The 18,267-nt window shown below is 60.4% G+C and carries 15 protein-coding genes, 1 tRNA gene and 1 pseudogene; 5 read left to right on the forward strand and 12 right to left on the reverse strand.

The features are described from left to right. The first annotated feature begins 2 nt into the window (after positions 1-2). The 5 genes from ybgF to nadA all read left to right on the forward strand — a co-directional run bounded on the left by ybgF (position 3) and on the right by nadA (position 3,827). On the forward strand, positions 3-848 hold the full coding sequence (ybgF, locus tag AC3WP4_RS12290) for a tol-pal system protein YbgF (protein ID WP_102615381.1): 846 nt from the start codon (positions 3-5) through the stop codon (positions 846-848). 167 nt (positions 849-1,015) lie between these two features. Beyond that, the gene (gene queE / locus AC3WP4_RS12295; protein ID WP_074880837.1) at positions 1,016-1,663 is read left to right on the forward strand and encodes a 7-carboxy-7-deazaguanine synthase QueE; all 648 of its coding nucleotides are present in this window, start codon (positions 1,016-1,018) and stop codon (positions 1,661-1,663) included. A 1-nt stretch (position 1,664) separates the two neighbouring features. Continuing rightward, positions 1,665-2,357: a 7-cyano-7-deazaguanine synthase QueC gene (queC, locus tag AC3WP4_RS12300; RefSeq protein ID WP_102615382.1), complete on the forward strand. Its 693-nt coding sequence runs from the start codon at positions 1,665-1,667 to the stop codon at positions 2,355-2,357. 63 nt (positions 2,358-2,420) lie between these two features. After that, positions 2,421-2,496: transfer RNA gene (locus AC3WP4_RS12305), tRNA-Lys, on the forward strand. A gap of 272 nt (positions 2,497-2,768) precedes the next feature. After that, on the forward strand, positions 2,769-3,827 hold the full coding sequence (gene nadA / locus AC3WP4_RS12310; protein ID WP_008146918.1) for a quinolinate synthase NadA: 1,059 nt from the start codon (positions 2,769-2,771) through the stop codon (positions 3,825-3,827). 134 nt (positions 3,828-3,961) lie between these two features. Here nadA and AC3WP4_RS12315 read toward each other — a convergent pair whose 3' ends face one another. The 12 genes and pseudogenes from AC3WP4_RS12315 to AC3WP4_RS12370 all read right to left on the reverse strand — a co-directional run bounded on the left by AC3WP4_RS12315 (position 3,962) and on the right by AC3WP4_RS12370 (position 18,164). Continuing rightward, positions 3,962-4,450, reverse strand: a complete 489-nt coding sequence (locus AC3WP4_RS12315; protein ID WP_074879451.1) for an RDD family protein — start codon at positions 4,448-4,450, stop codon at positions 3,962-3,964. Positions 4,451-4,546: 96 nt separating this feature from the next. Then, complete coding sequence (locus tag AC3WP4_RS12320) at positions 4,547-4,759, reverse strand: cold-shock protein (RefSeq protein ID WP_003175786.1); 213 nt, start codon at positions 4,757-4,759, stop codon at positions 4,547-4,549. A 390-nt stretch (positions 4,760-5,149) separates the two neighbouring features. Then, on the reverse strand, positions 5,150-6,274 hold the full coding sequence (gene gcvT / locus AC3WP4_RS12325) for a glycine cleavage system aminomethyltransferase GcvT (RefSeq protein ID WP_102615383.1): 1,125 nt from the start codon (positions 6,272-6,274) through the stop codon (positions 5,150-5,152). Between the two features lie 38 nt (positions 6,275-6,312). Next, on the reverse strand, positions 6,313-7,689 hold the full coding sequence (locus AC3WP4_RS12330) for an L-serine ammonia-lyase (protein WP_008146925.1): 1,377 nt from the start codon (positions 7,687-7,689) through the stop codon (positions 6,313-6,315). A gap of 202 nt (positions 7,690-7,891) precedes the next feature. Further along, positions 7,892-10,744: an aminomethyl-transferring glycine dehydrogenase gene (gene gcvP, locus AC3WP4_RS12335; RefSeq protein WP_102615384.1), complete on the reverse strand. Its 2,853-nt coding sequence runs from the start codon at positions 10,742-10,744 to the stop codon at positions 7,892-7,894. Positions 10,745-10,755: 11 nt separating this feature from the next. Further along, the gene (gene gcvH / locus AC3WP4_RS12340) at positions 10,756-11,139 is read right to left on the reverse strand and encodes a glycine cleavage system protein GcvH (RefSeq protein WP_007949423.1); all 384 of its coding nucleotides are present in this window, start codon (positions 11,137-11,139) and stop codon (positions 10,756-10,758) included. 437 nt (positions 11,140-11,576) lie between these two features. Continuing rightward, positions 11,577-13,085, reverse strand: a complete 1,509-nt coding sequence (gene gcsR, locus AC3WP4_RS12345; protein ID WP_076028391.1) for a transcriptional regulator GcsR — start codon at positions 13,083-13,085, stop codon at positions 11,577-11,579. 125 nt (positions 13,086-13,210) lie between these two features. Continuing rightward, entirely contained in the window at positions 13,211-14,539 is a 1,329-nt protein-coding gene (locus AC3WP4_RS12350; protein ID WP_102615386.1) for a CoA transferase, read from the reverse strand. A gap of 145 nt (positions 14,540-14,684) precedes the next feature. Next, a complete protein-coding gene (locus AC3WP4_RS12355) occupies positions 14,685-15,440 on the reverse strand; it encodes a methyl-accepting chemotaxis protein (protein ID WP_371917827.1) in 756 nt (251 codons plus the stop codon). Between the two features lie 102 nt (positions 15,441-15,542). Then, positions 15,543-16,823: pseudogene (locus tag AC3WP4_RS12360) on the reverse strand (methyl-accepting chemotaxis protein); the annotation flags it as partial. A 178-nt stretch (positions 16,824-17,001) separates the two neighbouring features. Next, complete coding sequence (locus tag AC3WP4_RS12365; protein WP_074879432.1) at positions 17,002-17,397, reverse strand: YbaN family protein; 396 nt, start codon at positions 17,395-17,397, stop codon at positions 17,002-17,004. 164 nt (positions 17,398-17,561) lie between these two features. Next, complete coding sequence (locus tag AC3WP4_RS12370) at positions 17,562-18,164, reverse strand: biliverdin-producing heme oxygenase (RefSeq protein WP_102616680.1); 603 nt, start codon at positions 18,162-18,164, stop codon at positions 17,562-17,564. Between the last annotated feature and the right edge of the window lie 103 nt (positions 18,165-18,267).

The raw sequence follows: 18,267 nt of genomic DNA on the forward strand, positions 1-18,267 counted from the left end.
TCATGCGAACGTGCCGTCGTGCTGTAACTGTTTTGGCTCTCAGCCTCGCACCGCTTGCGGTGTGGGCTGCGGTTCCTGTGGTCGATAATGACTCCGGCTATACCAATAGCGGGACTAATAATCCGCCTGCAGGTTACGGTACGAACGGCGCCTATGCCGGGGGAGGGGTTTCGGCCCCTGTCTCGGCACAGGGCGAGCTGTTCAACCAACTGCAATCGATGCAGGAGCAGATCTCGCGCCAACAAGGCATCATCGAAGTTCTGCAAAATGATGTAGCGCGCATGAAGCAAGAGAGCCTGGAGCGATATCAGGATCTTGATCGGCGCATAGGAACCGGCGTTGCACCAGCCGCGACTCCTGATAATTCTTCCACCGGTGGCAGTTTGAATGCCCCCGGTGCAGCAGCGGGCGCGGGAGCGGCAGCCGCTGCCACTTCCACACAAGCGCCTGCCGCGGGTGGCGAGCAGGCTGATCCGGCGAAGGAAAAACTGTATTACGATGCAGCCTTCGACCTGATCAAAGCCAAGGACTTCGACAAGGCCAGCCAGGCTTTTGCCGCATTCCTGCGCAAGTACCCGAACAGTCAGTACGCGGGTAATGCCCAGTACTGGTTGGGGGAAGTGAACCTGGCCAAAGGCGATCTGCAAGGTGCAGGTCAGGCTTTTGCCAAGGTTTCTCAGCTGTACCCCAAGCATCCAAAAGTGCCTGATTCGCTGTACAAGCTGGCTGATGTAGAGCGCCGTCTTGGTCATCCCGACAAGGTCAAAGGTATTTTGCAACAGGTTGTGTCCCAATATCCGGGCACTTCCGCCGCTCAGCTGGCCCAGCGTGATCTGCAAAAAATGTAAGGGCGGCTTTACCCGTCTTGAAGAAACCCGCGCTTGTCGCGGGTTTTTTCGTTAGAATTCACGCCCTTTTTATGAAACACGCTTTTTGGGATCTGCGCGATGGCGGGGTTCCTTGAAGTGCCTGACGGAGGCGGACAGCCTGTTTAGCTGTCATGCCCGTGGCGACTATGCAAGACACATTGAGAATCACCGAAGTTTTCTACTCGTTGCAGGGTGAAACGCGGACTGCCGGGCTGCCCACTGTTTTTGTGCGCTTGACCGGTTGCCCATTGCGTTGCCAATACTGCGACAGCGCTTATGCGTTCACTGGCGGCACCCTTCGCACGCTCGACGACATCCTCGAGCAAGTGGCCGGTTTTCGTCCGCGTTACGTCTGTGTCACCGGCGGCGAGCCGCTGGCACAGCCCAATGCCATCCCATTGCTCAAGCAGTTGTGTGACGCCGGTTACGAGGTCTCGCTGGAAACCAGCGGTGCCCTGGATATCTCGGCGGTCGATCCACGGGTCAGTCGCGTCGTCGACCTGAAAACCCCGGGTTCGAAAGAAGCCCACCGCAACCGCTACGAGAACATCGAACTGCTCACGCGCAACGATCAGGTGAAGTTTGTCATCTGCTCGCGGGAAGACTATGACTGGGCTGTGTCCAAGCTGATCCAGTACGGTCTGGATCAGCGTGCCGGCGAAGTCCTGTTCTCGCCGAGTCACCATGACCTCAATGCTAGGGACCTGGCTGACTGGGTGGTGGCGGACAACCTGCCTGTGCGTCTGCAATTGCAGTTGCATAAATATCTTTGGAATGACGAGCCGGGGCGCTGAAATGACTGAACAACTGAATACTGCTGAAAAACGTGCGGTCATCCTGCTGTCCGGCGGTCTGGACTCCGCGACCGTGGTGGCCATGGCTCGCGCTGAAGACTACAGCTGCTACACCATGAGCTTCGACTACGGTCAGCGCTCTCACGCAGAATTGCACGCCGCCGAACGTGTCGCTCGCGACCTGGGTGTGGTCGAGCACAAGGTGATCGGCCTGAACCTGAACGGGATCGGCGGTTCAGCATTGACCGACACCAGCATCGATGTGCCGGAAGAAGCGGGCGAAGGTATTCCGGTGACTTACGTGCCGGCGCGCAACACCGTTTTCTTGTCCCTGGCGTTGGGATGGGCTGAAGTGCTCGGCGCCCGCGACATCTTTATTGGTGTGAACGCTGTGGATTACTCCGGTTACCCGGATTGCCGTCCTGAGTTCATTGAATCCTTCGAGCGCATGGCCAATCTGGCGACCAAGGCCGGCGTCGAGGGGAATGGTTTTCGTATCCAGGCGCCACTGCAGAACCTCAGCAAGGCGCAGATAGTCCAGGCGGGCGTGAAGCTCGGTGTTGATTACGGCCTGACTGTTTCCTGCTATCAGGCCGACGATAACGGTCGTGCATGCGGCAAGTGCGACAGCTGCCGCCTGCGTGCAGAAGGCTTTGCGGCAGCCGGAATCAGTGACCCAACACCTTATTTTTGATTTATTTCAAATTAGGTGTTGAATAGTCCTTAAAAATCAGTATTATACGCGCCACCACACAGCGGGTCGTTAGCTCAGTTGGTAGAGCAGTTGGCTTTTAACCAATTGGTCGTAGGTTCGAATCCCACACGACCCACCATTTTTGTAGCAGTTTTAAAAGTCTGGAAGGCCCACGCAAGTGAGGATTTCCGGATTTTTTTTTGCCTGCGATTTAAGGTTGCCCGGGTTCTGGGCTGAGCCGCGTGACGCAGGTCAGAATCATCTTTTGCATCTACGGGATATTCTGTAGCCTTGCGCAGCTTCAACGTTGTCCGTGCCTGATGATACTCACTTTCCCGGCGGTACCCTGAAGGGGCCGGAGCCGGGTGTATACTCGACTTTCGCGCGAACGCGCCTGCAGGTCTTGCGAACATGACGCAGATTTCCGAACGCCTTCTGGTTCAAGCCCACCTCGACGCCAAGCAGCCCAAGCCGCTGACTGCCGAGGAGGAGGCCTATTACCGTGCTGCCATCGCTGCCGAGCTCAAGGCTCAGGACGCGGTGCTGGTTGCTCACTTCTATTGCGATCCGGTCATTCAGGCCCTGGCCGAAGAAACCGGCGGCTGTGTCTCCGACTCATTGGAGATGGCCCGCTTCGGCAATGCTCACCCGGCCAAGACCGTGGTGGTCGCCGGTGTGAAGTTCATGGGCGAGACTGCCAAAATCCTCAACCCGGAAAAGCGCATCCTGATGCCAACCCTGGAAGCGACCTGCTCGCTGGACCTGGGTTGCCCGGTGGACGAGTTCTCGGCGTTCTGCGATCAGCACCCGGAACGTACGGTGGTGGTGTATGCCAACACGTCGGCGGCGGTCAAAGCCCGGGCGGATTGGGTGGTGACTTCAAGCTGCGCGCTGGAGATCGTCGAAAGCCTGATGGATAACGGCGAAACCATCATCTGGGGCCCGGACAAGCATTTGGGCACCTACATCCAGCGCCAGACTGGCGCGGACATGCTGCTGTGGGACGGTGCCTGCATCGTTCACGAAGAGTTCAAGTCCAAGCAGCTCGAAGATATGAAGGCGCTGTACCCGGACGCAGCGATTCTGGTGCACCCGGAGTCGCCGACGTCGGTGATCGAGCTGGCGGATGCCGTCGGCTCCACCAGTCAGTTGATTGCAGCAGCGCAGAGCCTGCCAAACAAGACCTTTATCGTTGCCACTGATCGCGGCATCTTCTACAAGATGCAGCAGCTGTGCCCGGACAAGGTCTTCATCGAAGCGCCAACGGCCGGTAACGGCGCAGCGTGCCGTAGTTGCGCACATTGCCCGTGGATGGCGATGAATACCCTTGAGCGCACGCTCAAGAGCTTGAAGGAAGGGACAAACGAGATATTTGTCGATCCAGCGTTGATTCCGCAAGCGATTCGGCCGTTGAAGCGGATGCTCGACTTCACACAGGCCGCGCGGATGAAATTGGCCGGCAACGCCTGAGATCTGTCAGTTAAGCCGCAAAAACTGTGGGAGCGAGCCTGCTCGCGATAGCGTTCTGTCAGTCACATCCATGTTGACTGATACGCCTCTATCGCGAGCAGGCTCGCTCCCACATTGGTTTTTGTATGGCTGAACTACTTGGCTTTCTTTGGAATCCGCACGAGCTGGGTGTCGGAGTAGATGTCATGCCAGCTGCGTTTCTGTTTGTCGAACAGCGACCAGAAGAACCCCAGCCCGACGCACAGCAAGGACGCGATCGACACCACAAAGCGCAGCAATGCCTGCCACAGGCTGATGGATGAGCCGTCGGCGTTTTGTACGCGGATGCACCAGACCTGCATGCCCAGGGTCTGGCCGGACCAGGTCCAGAACTTGGCGAAGAAACCGAACAACACAAATAGCAGCACCGTTGACAGCAATGGATCACCGTCCAGCGCGCCGGCTTCGGTCAAGGTGCGCATTTTGTCTTCGCCGATGATCGCCATCTGGATCATCTTGTAAATGCCGCTGGTGACGATCAGCAGGGCGGTACACAACAAGAAGTCATAGAACATCGCTGCCAGGCGACGACCCAAGGGGGCGGCAGGAAAGTCGCCCTGGGGTTTGAGAAGATGTTTCGACATGGCAGCCTCTGGACGGAAAAAAGAAGCCATTTTACGTATTTACGCGCACAAAAAAGCCCCTGATGTCAGCATCAGGGGCTTTTTCGTTACAGAAGATCAGGCTTCTGCTTGTACTTCGTCAGCCTGCATGCCTTTCTGGCCTTGCACAGCAACGAAAGTCACTTTCTGGCCTTCTTTCAGGCTCTTGAAGCCGTTGCCCTGAATAGCGCGGAAATGCACGAACAGATCCGGACCGCTTTCTGGAGTGATAAAACCAAACCCTTTCTCGTCGTTAAACCACTTGACGGTACCGCTCTGACGTTGGGACATTTCTTATTTCCTTTGACGCAAAAATTAATGACAGCCTCTTTCTTGTGAAAGAGTACTGGGGCTGGTTGCAGGAGAGTAAGAAGACGTCGAACGGGATGTAGCTAACTTGTAGGCTACTGCCCAGGTCACGATTCCAAGCGACCCATGCAAACACAGTGAACAAACTCTACGCCAACTACGGGAGAAAAAACAAGCCCTGTGGAGGGCCCGGAATTGCTCGCGTTGATGCCGTTCAGCGGCAACTAGCGTTAGCTTATGTGATAGAGGTGTTCAATTGTTTTCGATCGTTATAAGCCAAGTTCGTTATCGAAGGTGTGCACTGTTTTATGGCGGTTGCGTTACACATTAGTGCACTATTAACGCAACCGCGTTACTTATAGAAACAGTCAATCAGCCGCGGTAGTAGCGTTGTGGAACAAATGGCATTTTGCTTACAAGCAAAGGCACCTTTTTCCCACGAACAATCGCCCATACCGGCGTATCGAGAGCAGTGTAAGCACTGTCGACGTAACCCATCGCCAAAGGGCCGCCCAAGGTCGGACCGAAGCCGCCACTGCAAACCGCGCCAATGATGTCGCCTGCTTCATTGACGATCTCCGCTCCTTCGCGCACCGGCGTGCGTTCCTGGGGCAACAGGCCAACGCGTTTGCGGCTGACACCGGCTTGTTGCTGTGCGAACATGGTTTCTGCGCCAGGGAAGCCGCCGGCACGTGCGCCATCAGCGCGACGAGGCTTGGAGATCGCCCACAGCAGGCTTGCTTCAATCGGGGTGGTCTCGGTGTTCATGTCGTGGCCGTAGAGGCACAGGCCGGCTTCCAGGCGCAGGGAGTCGCGAGCGCCAAGGCCGATGGCCGCCACTTCCGGTTCGGCCAGCAGGGCGCGAGCCAGGGCTTCGGCGTTGGCAGCCGGCACGGAGATTTCGTAACCGTCTTCACCGGTGTAGCCCGAACGGCTGACAAAGCAGTCCACGCCCAGCAGTTTCACGCGGGTGAACTGCATGAAGGTCATCTTCGTCACTTCAGGCGCCAGGCGTGCGAGCACGGTGACGGCAGCCGGACCTTGCAGCGCCAGCAGGGCGCGTTCTTCGAACAGCGGCTCGATGGTGCACTGATCGCCGATGTGCTTGCGCAGGTGCGCCAGGTCTTGATCCTTGCAGGCGGCGTTGACCACCAGGAACAGTTCGTCGTTACCCAGGTTGGCGACCATCAGGTCGTCGAGGATGCCGCCAGTCTCGTTGGTGAACATCGCGTAACGCTGCATGCCCACCGGCAGGTCGATGATGTCCACCGGCACCAGGCTTTCCAGCGCCTTGGCGGCATTCGCGCCGGTCAGGCGGATCTGGCCCATGTGCGAGACATCGAACAGCCCGGCCTGATCACGGGTGTGCTGGTGTTCTTTCATCACGCCGAGCGGGTATTGCACCGGCATGTCGTAGCCGGCAAACGGCACCATGCGGGCGCCGAGTTCGATGTGCAGTGCGTGCAGCGGGGTTTTCGACAGTTGTTCGGTGGACATATCCAGCTCCTGAAAAAGTGTGCAGATGCGCGTGAGCATCAGCACTCGATAATGTTGACCGCCAAACCGCCACGGGCGGTTTCCTTGTATTTGCTTTTCATGTCGGCGCCGGTCTGGCGCATGGTGCGGATGACCTTGTCGAGGGAGACGAAGTGCTGACCGTCGCCGCGCAGGGCCATGCGCACCGCATTGATGGCTTTCACCGAGCCCATGGCGTTGCGCTCGATGCAAGGCACTTGCACCAATCCGCCAATCGGGTCGCAGGTCAGGCCGAGGTTGTGTTCCATGCCGATTTCCGCGGCGTTTTCCACTTGTTGCACGGTGCCGCCGAGGACTTCACACAGGGCACCAGCGGCCATGGAACAGGCCACGCCGACTTCGCCCTGGCAGCCGACTTCGGCGCCGGAGATCGAGGCGTTTTCTTTATAGAGAATGCCGATCGCGGCCGCGGTCAGCAGAAAACGCACGACGCCGTCTTCGTTGGCGCCGGGGATGAAGCGCATGTAGTAGTGCAAAACAGCCGGGACGATCCCAGCCGCGCCGTTAGTCGGCGCCGTCACCACGCGTCCGCCGTTGGCGTTTTCTTCGTTGACCGCCAGTGCGTAGAGGTTGACCCAGTCCAGCACCGACAGCGGATCGCGCAGGGACGATTCCGGGTTCTTGCACAGTTGCCGATGCAGGGCTGCCGCTCGACGTTTGACCTTCAAGCCACCCGGCAGGATGCCTTCGTTGCGGCAACCGGCGTCGACGCAATCCTGCATCACTTGCCAGATTTTCAGCAGGCCGGCGCGGGTTTCCGCTTCCGGGCGCCAGGCGCTTTCGTTGGTCAGCATCACCTGGCTGATCGACAGACCATAGGTGGTGCAGTGACCGAGCAGGTCCTTGGCGCTTTTAAACGGGAAGGTCAGTGGCGTGGCGTCTTCGACGATACGGTCGGCGCCCGCGGCGTCTTCATCGACCACAAAACCGCCGCCGACCGAGTAGTACTCGCGGCTACGGATTTGTATCCCCGCGGCATCGAAAGCGCGAAAAATCATGCCGTTGGGGTGATAGGCCAACGGTTTGCGGATCATCGCCAGGTGTTCTTTCTCATTGAACGCAATGCTGTGTTCGCCGAGCAGGTTCAAACGACCATTGCCGCGAATCTCTTGCAGACGGGCGGCGACGGTTTCGGTGTTCACGGTGTCCGGGTGTTCGCCTTCCAGGCCCAGCAACACAGCCTTGTCGCTGCCGTGGCCTTTGCCGGTGGCGCCGAGTGATCCGTAGAGCTCGACTTTGACGCAAGTAGTCGCGGCCAGCAGCCCTTCACGGCGCAAACCTTCGGCGAAGCGCGCAGCAGCACGCATCGGGCCGACGGTGTGAGAGCTGGAGGGGCCGATGCCAATCTTGAACAGGTCGAACACGCTTAAAGACATGAGTTGTTCTCCGGTTTCTTGTTATAGGAATTGGCGAAATGTCAGGCCAGGCACGATCCTGTGGGAGCTGGCCTGCCAGCGATTGCAGGGTGTCAGGCAACGGAAATGTCGCCTGATGCGCCGCTATCGCTGGCAGGCCAGCTCCCACAGGTTTTTGTGGTGTTCTTGAAATCGGGGGCGAGTGAACCCGCCCCCCATTGCCTTAAGCGTAGCTTTCGATCGACGGGCAGGCGCAGATCAGGTTGCGGTCGCCGAACACGTTGTCGACGCGACCGACCGGTGGCCAGTACTTGCCTTCGATCAGCGACGCAACCGGGTACACCGCTTGCTCACGGCTGTACGGATGCGTCCACTCGCCGACGATTTCCGCCGCGGTGTGCGGGGCGTTTTTCAGCGGGTTGTCTTCCTTGTCCAGGGTGCCGTTTTCCACTGCGCGGATTTCTTCGCGGATGCGGATCATGGCGTCGCAGAAACGGTCCAGTTCTTCCTTGGATTCGCTTTCGGTCGGTTCGATCATCAACGTGCCGGCGACCGGGAACGACATAGTCGGGGCGTGGAAGCCGAAGTCGATCAGGCGCTTGGCGACGTCATCGACGCTGATGCCGCTGCTATCTTTCAGCGGACGCAGGTCGAGGATGCACTCGTGGGCCACCAGGCCGTTGCTGCCGGTGTACAGCACCGGGTAATGCTCTTCGAGGCGACGGGAAATGTAGTTGGCATTGAGGATCGCCAGTTGCGAAGCGCGTTTGAGGCCGGCGCCACCCATCATCCGAATGTACATCCAGGTGATCGGCAAAATGCTCGCGCTGCCGAACGGTGCGGCGCAAACCGCGCCTTCCTTGCGCTCCATCTGCGCGTGCCCCGGCAGGAACGGCGTCAGGTGCGACTTGACGCCAATCGGACCAACGCCCGGGCCGCCACCGCCGTGCGGAATGCAGAAGGTTTTGTGCAGGTTCAGGTGCGACACGTCGCCGCCGAACTTGCCCGGCGCGCAGAGGCCGACCATCGCGTTCATGTTGGCGCCGTCGATGTACACCTGGCCGCCGTGGTCGTGAATGATGCCGCAGATTTCGCGGATGCCTTCTTCGAACACGCCGTGGGTCGACGGGTAGGTGATCATCAGCGCGGCGAGGTGTTCGCGGTGCTCGATGGCCTTGGCGCGCAGGTCTTCGATGTCGACGTTGCCGCGGGCATCGCAGGCAGTGACGACCACGCGCATGCCGGCCATGTTGGCGGTGGCCGGGTTAGTGCCGTGGGCCGAGGACGGGATCAGGCAGATGTCGCGGCGGTCTTCGCCACGGCTCTGGTGATAGGCGCGGATCGCCAACAGGCCGGCGTATTCACCCTGGGAACCGGCGTTCGGTTGCAGCGAAATCGCGTCGTAACCGGTGGCGGCGCAGAGCATCGCTTCCAGTTCGTCGGTCAGTTGCTGGTAACCGGCGCTTTGCGCGGCCGGGGCGAACGGGTGCAGGGCGCCGAATTCGGCCCAGGTCACCGGGATCATTTCGCTGGCGGCGTTGAGTTTCATGGTGCAAGAACCCAGCGGGATCATGGTGCGATCCAGTGCCAGGTCCTTGTCGGCGAGCTTGCGCAGGTAGCGCATAAGCTCGGTTTCCGAGTGGTAGCGGTTGAATACCGGGTGGCTGAGGATTGGCGACTGGCGAACCAGTGTGGCCGGGAGAGTGCTGACCACCGAGGCGGCGAGGGCGGCGAAGTCTGGCAGCGCCTTACCGTCGGCGAACAGGGCCCATAGGGTTTCCACGTCAGCTTGCGACGTGGTTTCGTCGAGGGACAGGCCCAGACGCTCGGCATCGACCACGCGCAGGTTGATCTGCTGGGCACGCGCCTTTTCATGCAACGTGGCGGTGTGCGCGCCGGTGTTGAGGGTCAGGGTGTCGAAGAAGCTTTCCTGCTCGACCTTCAGGCCCAATGCGCTCAAGCCTTTAGCCAGAATCGCGGTCAGGTGATGTACGCGGTTGGCAATCTGCGTCAGGCCTTTCGGGCCGTGGTACACGGCATACATGCTGGCGATGTTGGCCAACAGCACCTGCGCGGTGCAGATGTTCGACGTGGCCTTCTCGCGGCGGATGTGTTGCTCGCGAGTCTGCATCGCCAGGCGCAGGGCCGGCTTGCCGAAACGGTCCACGGACACACCGACCAGACGACCCGGCATGTCGCGCTTGAACGCATCCTTGGTGGAGAAATACGCCGCGTGCGGGCCACCGAAGCCCAGTGGCACGCCGAAGCGTTGCGCACTGCCTATGGACACGTCGGCGCCGAATTCGCCCGGCGGGGTCAGCACGGTCAGCGCCAGCAGGTCAGCGGCCACGGCCACCAAGGCGTTGGCAGCGTGGAAGCGTTCGGTCAGTTCGCGGTAATCGAACACGTCACCGTTGCTCGCCGGGTATTGCAACAGGGCGCCGAAGAAAGGTGTCACGTCAGTCAGTTCAAGTTCATCACCGACCACTACGTCGATGCCCAGCGGCTCGGCGCGGGTGCGCAGCACGTCGAGGGTTTGCGGGTGGCAATGCACGGAGGCGAAGAAGGCATGGCTGCCCTTGTTCTTGCTCAGGCGTTTGCAGAAGGTCATCGCTTCGGCGGCGGCGGTGGCTTCATCCAGCAGCGAGGCGTTGGCGATCGGCAGGCCGGTGAGGTCGCTGATCAGGGTCTGGAAGTTCAGCAGCGCTTCGAGACGACCCTGGGAAATTTCCGGTTGGTACGGGGTGTAGGCGGTGTACCAGGCCGGGTTTTCCAGCAGGTTGCGCAGGATTGGCGACGGCGTGTGGGTGCCGTAGTAGCCCTGGCCGATGAAAGTCTTGAACAGCTGGTTTTTGCCGGCGATGGACTTGATCAAGGCCAGGGCGTCGGCTTCGCTCAGGCCGTCTTCGAGGCCGAGGACGCTGGTGCCCTTGATGCTGTCCGGGATGACGCTGGCGCTCAGGGCTTCCAGGGAGTCGAAGCCGAGGCTGTTGAGCATGGCTTGCTCGTCGCCGGCGCGCGGGCCGATGTGACGGGCGATGAATTCGTTGGCGGTGGTCAGGCTTACTTGAGTCATGTCAGCGCTCCTCAGGCTTCGGCGTTGGCTTTGATCAGACGGTCGTAAGCGTCTTGATCCAGCAGTTTGGCGACAGCCGATGCATCGGTAGGCTGGAAGCGGAAGAACCAGCCTTCGCCCAGCGGATCTTCGTTGACCAGTTCAGGGCTGCTGTCCAGCGCCGGGTTCACTTCCAGCACTTCACCGTCCAGCGGCATGTACACGCCGCTGGCGGCTTTTACCGATTCCACGGTGGCGGCTTCAGCGCCTTTGTCGTAGGACTGCAGCTCCGGCAGTTGTACGAAAACCACGTCGCCCAGGGCGTTCTGTGCGAAAGCGGTGATGCCGACTGTGACGGTGCCGTCAGCTTCGGTACGCAGCCATTCGTGATCTTCAGTAAAACGCAACTCGCTCATGGAAACTCCTAAGGGGGCCAGACTCGTCTGGTGGACGCGATTGAATACTCGGCAATGCCGTACTTTATGGATGGTTACTAAGCAAAATCGCGGCCAATGTTTTTTTATTGTTATAAATCAATATGTTATGTGTTTATGCCGGGTGCGGCGATTTGCGGGCTGTAGCGAAATCGCTACAGCATAAGGCGGAGAAAAAAGCGTAAGTGGATCAAAGCCTTGCACAGCGGTGATTGAGAAGGGGTGTAGCGATATCGTTCCGCTGTAGCGCTTTCAGTACAGATGTAGGTCGCTTTTGAACAGATTTTCAGGGGGACACAAAACCTGTGGGAGTGAGCCTGCTCGCGATTGCAGTGTGACAGGCAACAAAGATGTCGAATGATATGGCCCCATCGCGAGCAGGCTCGCTCCCACATTGGTTCTGTGGTGTCTGGGGGATTTCAGGGCTTATTGGGAATGCCGTACTTGCGCAATCGATGGGCGATCGCGGTGTGGGAGGTTTGCAAGCGACTGGCCAGTTGGCGGGTCGAGGGGTAACTGACGTAGAGTTTTTCCAGCAGGGTCTTCTCGAACTCTTCCATCGCCTGTTCGAGGCTGTCGACGTCGCTGTCGCTCTGACGCGCCACGGAGGTGCCGGCGATATCGAGGTCGCCAATGTCGACCAGGCTGCTTTCGCAAATCGCAGCAGCGCGGAAGATCACGTTCTGCAATTGCCGCACGTTGCCCGGCCAGCGATTGCCCAGCAGTGCCGGATAGGTGCCGGGCGCCAGGCGACAGACCGGGCGCTGGATCTGCGCGCAGGCCTGCTGCATGAAGTAGCGGGCCAGCAGCAGGATGTCCTGGCCGCGTTCGCGCAGGGGCGGGACTTCGACGTTCAGGACATTGAGGCGATAGAACAGGTCTTCACGGAACGAACCTTCACTGACCATTTTTTCCAGGTTGCGGTGCGTGGCGCTGAGGATCCGCACATTGACCTTGACCTCACGATCCCCGCCCACCCGGCGGAAGCTGCCGTCGTTCAAGAAGCGCAGCAACTTGGCCTGCAAGTACGGCGACATCTCGCCGATCTCATCGAGAAACACCGTGCCCTGGTTGGCCAGTTCCATCAGCCCCGGTTTGCCGCCCCTTTGTGCGCCCGTGAAGGCGCCGGGGGCGTAGCCGAACAGTTCGCTTTCGGCGAGGTTCTCCGGCAAAGCCGCGCAGTTCAGCGCCAAAAATGGTGAACCGTACCGAGCACTGATGGCGTGGCAGGCACGCGCCACCAGTTCTTTGCCGGTGCCGGTTTCGCCCTGGATCAGCAACGGCGCATCGAGCGCCGCAACGCGCTGGGCGCGGGCCTTGAGGGTGCGAATCGCCGGAGATTCTCCGAGCAGTGCATCGAACCCTTCGGCGTGGTCGTGGTGCAGCGCCGAGAGGCGTTCGCCGATACGGTTGGGTTGATAGAGGGTCAGCAGGGCACCGGCGTCGGTAATCGGTGTGGCGTCCAGCAGTAACGTCTGGCCGTTGACGGTGACTTCCCGCAGCGGCAGGCGGAAACCGTTTTCCAGCAGGGCTTCGAGCAGTGCCGGGTCGGCGAACAGGTCGGCGATGCTTTCGCCGTCAGGCTCGCGACCGTACAACGCAATCAGCGCCGGGTTGGCCAGCAGCACCTTGCCGGCACTGTCCAGCGCCAGGACCGGGTCGGTCATGGCCGCGAGCAGCGCATCAAGCTGCAGGTGCCGACGCTGACCGGGAAGAATGTCGACCACTGTTACCGCTTGCACGCCGCGCACGCTGAACAACGCATCGCGCAGTTCTTCGAGAACTTCCGGGCTCAGGGTCGGGGCGTCGATGTAGACGTTGGGCGGGACCATTTCCACCGCATCCAGATTGAGATTGCGCCCACCCAGCAGGGCCAGGACTTCCTGGGTAATGCCGACGCGGTCGATGAAGCTGACGTGGATACGCATGGGGCGTTTTTGGGTTCTGGAGTGCGGAGGGTGGCAAGTATGCCTTGGGGCGGGCCAATGGTGAAATCCTGCGCGGGAGTTCTAACTGATCGTTCCCACGCAGGAGCGTGAGAACGATCAGTCGGTTACCACTGCGCGCGATGGGAGCCCAACTCCGAAGCCGCCAGTGTCCACTGCAACGGCGTCCCCGTAATCTTCAGCGGTACATGAAGTCGATGCGCCGGGCCCCAAGGCGTCTGCTCAATCACCAGCCCTTGATCGTTGTCATCCTCCGCCCGCAACGGCTCATCTGTTCCCGCGCCGTTTTCAATCAGCAACTTCGCGGTACGCGCCAACGATAAGCGCGCCGAGCCACTGCGCCCCAATAATCGAATCGCAGCGGCCGCCATCAAATAGCCGGTGGCGTGATCGAGCGCTTGCAAGGGCAATGGCGTCGGTTTGTCCGCGCGTTTCCACTGCATGCCGGCGTCGGCAATTCCGCTGCTCATTTGTACCAGGCTGTCGAAGCCACGGCGGTTCTGCCACGGGCCGCTCCAGCCGTAGGCATTGAGGCTGACGTCGATCAGTCCGGGCGCCAGTTTCTGGCGTTCGGCGGCGCCGTAACCCAGGCGTTCCAGTGCGTCGGCGCGGTAGCCGTGGAGCAGAATGTCGGCGTCCTTGAGCAGGCTTTCGAACACCGCGCGATCAGCCTTGTCGTGCAGGTCCAGGCGCGCACAGCGTTTGCCCATGGTGACTTCCGGCACCACGCCCGGTTCGTTCCAGTTCGGTGGGTCGATGCGCAAAACGTCGGCGCCGAGGCCGGCCAGGAAACGGCTGGCGATCGGGCCGGCAAGCACTCGAGTCAAATCCAGCACCTTGATCCCGGCAAGCGGTTGCGCCACCGAACCTTGCCACGGTTTCGCGTTCTGGCGGCTGTTGTCAGCCAACTGAATCAGCGGCTCGGCGTTCACCGCCTGACCTTGGGGATGCGCTTGCCATTGCGCCCAGCTACGCATCTCGGCGGCGCAGCCACCGGCATCGACTACGGCCTGCTCCAGATCGCTTTTGGCCCATTGAGCAACCTTGCTCGCCATCGCTGCACGGTCGGCACAGGCACCGAGCACTTTTTCGGCTGCGGCGCGGTGATGAGGCGCGTTGGTGTGCAGGCGGATCCAGCCGTCTTTGGCTGCGTAGTCACCGGCGACGGGGTCCCAGAGTGGCGGGACGCTCCAGCCTATCGGGCGGATCGAGGTGGCGAACCAGAAAGAGGCGAGGCGGCGGTCGACCTCAAGGGTGGGTAGGCGGCCGGTTTGTTGCTGCAGCCATTCGCTGACAGCCTGGCCGGCAGCGGCAATGCTGGCGCACGCCAGGTCGGTGACGGCAAACGCCGAGGGCAGGGCGCCGCTCGAGGTGAACTTGACCTGGGTGTGAGGCAAGCCGAGTGCGGCTTGAATGGACGTGAGTAAACCAGTCATCGAAGGCCCTCCGGGAGAGGGCTTCATGATAGATCGTTCCCACGCTCTGCGTGGGAATGCCTCAATGGACGCTCTGCGTCCGCTTGGGACGCGGAGCGTCCCGGGCTGCATTCCCACGCGGAGCGTGGGAACGATCATTAGGGGGTTACACCCGAAACTGATCCATCAATTTCATCTGGTGCGAGGTCAACGAGTTGAGATGGCTGCTGATCTGCGCCGATTCGGTGGCCTGGCCGGTCAGGGTTTCGGTGACGGTGCGGATTGCTGACACGTTGCGGTTGACCTCTTCGGCCACCGCGCTTTGTTGTTCGGCGGCGCTGGCGATTTGCAGGTTCATGTCGCTGATGACCGTCACTGCGTCGCTGATTTTGCTCAAGGCCTGCACCGCTTGCTGGATCTGCCCGGCATTGCTGTGGGCCTGGGTCTGGCTCGAATGCATCGTGGCCACCACGCCGCGAGTGCCGGTCTGGATGCGCTCGATCACGATGCGGATTTCTTCCACCGAATCCTGGGTGCGTTTGGCCAGGTTGCGCACTTCATCGGCGACCACCGCAAACCCGCGACCGCTTTCGCCGGCACGCGCCGCTTCAATCGCCGCGTTGAGCGCCAGCAGGTTGGTTTGTTCGGCGATGCTGCGGATCACTTCCAGCACCGAGCCGATCTGCTCGCTGTTGACCGCCAATGCTTCGACCTCGGTCACGGCCTTGCTGACTTCGTCGGCCAATTGATTGATGTCGCGGGTGCTGCGTTCGATGATCTGCATGCCGTCGCGGGCCGACTGGTCGGCACCCTTGGCCGCGTTAGCCGCGTTCGAGGCACTGTTGGCGACGTCGTGGGCGGTGGCGCTCATTTCGTTGGACGCGGTGGCGACCTGGTCGATTTCGCGGAACTGCACTTGCATGCCTTCGCTGGTCTGACGGGCGATTTCCGAAGACTGGTCGGCGGTGCCGCGCGCATCGGTGATGCTTTGTTTGATCTGCGCGATGGTCGGTTGCAGCTTGTCGAGGAAGCGGTTGAACCAGCTCACCAGTTCGCCGAGTTCGTCCTTCTTGCCGTAGTGCAGACGCTGCGTCAGGTCGCCGTCGCCGCTGGCAATCGCCTTGAGCATTTCGGCCACGCTGTTGATCGGCCGGGTCACGCCGGACGCCGTGAGCCAGATCAGCAACAGTCCGACCAGGCCGGCAATCACTGCCACCAAAACGGCTTTGATCGTGCCGCTTTGCTGGGCGTCATCGAGAACGGTTTGTAACTTGACCGAGTCGGCCAGCAGCACCTGTTTTGGCAGGTCGATCACCACGCCCCAGGCTTTGGAATCGGCAATCGGACTGACCGGGTACACCGCGCGGATCAGGTCGCCCTGTTCAAGAATCTTCGGCGTGCCGGCGCTGAGCAATTGCAGGACGTCCTTGCCGTCTGCGCCCAGAGTGTCGCCGATGCTTTTGCCGACCTTGCTCGCGTCCACGCTGTAACCGGCGAGTACGCCGCTGCCGGAGACGATCAGCATGTGTCCGGCGCTGTTGAACAGATCGCGTTGGGAGTCGACAGCCGCCGCTTGCAGCGCGTCGAGGGCGATGTCTACACCGACCACGCCGATGGACTTGCCATCCACCAGCAGCGGTACGGAAATGGTGGTCATCAGCATTTCCTTGCCGGCGACAGTGTCGGCATACGGGTCGAGCAGGCAGGTGCGCTTGCTGTCGCGAGGGCAGGTGTACCAGCTGTTATAGGGCGTGCCGCTGAGGCTCAAGGTGGTTTTGGTCATGTCATCTTCGACCATGATCGTGTTGATCCCGACACCGCCGGCACGGCTCCAGTAGCTGGCAAAACGACCGGCTTCGTTGGATTGGCGAGCGGCATCGTTGGCGAACTCGCTGTCCTTGCCGTCGAGGCCATTGGGTTCGAATGCCAGCCAGATGCCGAGCACTTTGCTGTTGCGTTCGAAGGCGGTTTTCAGGCTCTGATTCAACTCTTCACGCAGGGCGCCGGCGTCAAGGGAGCGCGTGCTCGCCATGTTGCGCAGGTCCTTGATCTGATCGGCCAGGGCGGTCACCACCAGCAGGCTTTCACCGAAGGTCTTCTGCACCCGCACCGCTTGCTCGGCGGCCTTGGCCTGGAGCAGGTTCTGCACGCTGGCGGTGAGCATCTTGCTGCTGGAGGCGCTGACCAGTTCATCGTTCTGATCGGTCTGGTAGATGTTCATGCCGACGATCAGGACGACCACGCCCAGCAGGCACAGACCGGACAGCAGGACGATTTTCAGGCGGATGGACAGAGAGTCGAACATAGGACGAGCTCGCGAATGGATGAGGTGTTGGCTGTGAGTCGGGGTCGACCCAATTCGCCAAGTCCATTCAGCGCCATTTAATGCTCATCGGCGTGGGCAGAGGTTGCATGAACGCTAAGCCGACGAACGGTAGCAGGTGAACGTTTGCGCAGGAAAAAGCCCTGAAAAGCGCAGGAATTCAGGAAATTGTCGGCAATGATTCCGGCCGCGACCAGATCCACAGATTGCCCAGGCTCATGCCGGCAATCGCCAGAAAGATCGGCCAGCCAGGTTCGAGCATCACCAGCATCAACCCGGCGCACAGCAGCATGCTCACGGTGGCACTGACCTTGGCGCGGCGGGCGATGATTTTGCCGTTGCGCCAGTTGCGCAGGATGGAACCGAACAGCCGATGGTTTTCCAGCCAGGCACTCAGGCGCGGCGAACTTTTGGTCGCGGCCCAGGCGGCCAGCAGGATGAACTCGGTGGTCGGCAGGCCAGGTATGACAATGGCGATCAGGCCGATGGCCAGGCTGATGTAGGCGAGCAGGCCAAAGAGGATTCGGGCGAGTTTTGAGGAGGAAAGGTGAGGCATTGGACTCAAGTTGCGCGACTAAAGCTTGATCGGGATCGTGCAGGCACACTCGGTCCCTTGTAGGAGTGAGCCTGCTCGCGATAGCGGTGGGTCAGGAGGCAATGATGTCGACTGACACTCCGTCATCGCGAGCAGGCTCACTCCTACAGAGCGGATGTGTTTCTTCAGGCGAGTTCTGGGGTGTAGGCCTGCTCGAGCAACACCGTGAAGCGGTTGAACGCGTCGATTGCGCCTTTATCCAGCTCGGCTTCTTCTTGTGCGCTGAGTTCCAGCCCGTCGAGGGTTTTGACGAAGCTCTTCCAGCCTTCAGCACGACCACCGGCCGGTTCACCGAGATGGCGAGCGCCAAAGGTTTCGCTCAAGCCGAGACCCACCGCACGCTTGATCAGGAACGCCGCGCCAAGTTTCGAACCTTCCGAGACGAAAAGCCAACCCAGCGCCTCGGCTTTGGCTGGATTCTTCACCGCCCCGGCGACAGGGGCCGGCACTTCGGTTTCCAGATCGGCCAGGTCAGCCTTGGCCGCGTCAGCACGGCAGCGGGCAGGCAGGTCCGGGACGATGGCGGTCAATTCGGCATCGTTGTACAGCGACACCAGTTCCGACTGAAACAAATACTGAGCCACCACGAAACGGGCGAAGTTGGCCTGGGTTTCGAACGGTGCGTGGGCTTTGACCAAGGCATCAAGCTTGGTATGAGGTTCGTTTGTGATCTGGTTCAAACGTTGCGAACGCAGAGCAGGGCGTTGAGCAGTGTCCTGAGTGGTCATGAGAAGTCCTTGAGAAAAGAGGCGCTTGGTAACGAGACGAACAACAAGGTGCGTGACAGTAAAAAAACCTCACGGCGCCACTTCTGTGAAAGCGGCGAAGTGA

This window comes from Pseudomonas sp. FW305-20, from assembly GCF_058788075.1.

Coding starts and splice junctions, on each gene's coding strand:
- ybgF (WP_102615381.1), top strand. CDS start 3: ATGCGAACGTGCCGTCGTGCTGTAACTGTTTTGGCTCTCAGCCTCGCA.
- queE (WP_074880837.1), top strand. CDS start 1,016: ATGCAAGACACATTGAGAATCACCGAAGTTTTCTACTCGTTGCAGGGT.
- queC (WP_102615382.1), top strand. CDS start 1,665: ATGACTGAACAACTGAATACTGCTGAAAAACGTGCGGTCATCCTGCTG.
- nadA (WP_008146918.1), top strand. CDS start 2,769: ATGACGCAGATTTCCGAACGCCTTCTGGTTCAAGCCCACCTCGACGCC.
- AC3WP4_RS12315 (WP_074879451.1), bottom strand. CDS start 4,450: ATGTCGAAACATCTTCTCAAACCCCAGGGCGACTTTCCTGCCGCCCCC.
- AC3WP4_RS12320 (WP_003175786.1), bottom strand. CDS start 4,759: ATGTCCCAACGTCAGAGCGGTACCGTCAAGTGGTTTAACGACGAGAAA.
- gcvT (WP_102615383.1), bottom strand. CDS start 6,274: ATGTCCACCGAACAACTGTCGAAAACCCCGCTGCACGCACTGCACATC.
- AC3WP4_RS12330 (WP_008146925.1), bottom strand. CDS start 7,689: ATGTCTTTAAGCGTGTTCGACCTGTTCAAGATTGGCATCGGCCCCTCC.
- gcvP (WP_102615384.1), bottom strand. CDS start 10,744: ATGACTCAAGTAAGCCTGACCACCGCCAACGAATTCATCGCCCGTCAC.
- gcvH (WP_007949423.1), bottom strand. CDS start 11,139: ATGAGCGAGTTGCGTTTTACTGAAGATCACGAATGGCTGCGTACCGAA.
- gcsR (WP_076028391.1), bottom strand. CDS start 13,085: ATGCGTATCCACGTCAGCTTCATCGACCGCGTCGGCATTACCCAGGAA.
- AC3WP4_RS12350 (WP_102615386.1), bottom strand. CDS start 14,539: ATGACTGGTTTACTCACGTCCATTCAAGCCGCACTCGGCTTGCCTCAC.
- AC3WP4_RS12355 (WP_371917827.1), bottom strand. CDS start 15,440: ATGCAAGTGCAGTTCCGCGAAATCGACCAGGTCGCCACCGCGTCCAAC.
- AC3WP4_RS12365 (WP_074879432.1), bottom strand. CDS start 17,397: ATGCCTCACCTTTCCTCCTCAAAACTCGCCCGAATCCTCTTTGGCCTG.
- AC3WP4_RS12370 (WP_102616680.1), bottom strand. CDS start 18,164: ATGACCACTCAGGACACTGCTCAACGCCCTGCTCTGCGTTCGCAACGT.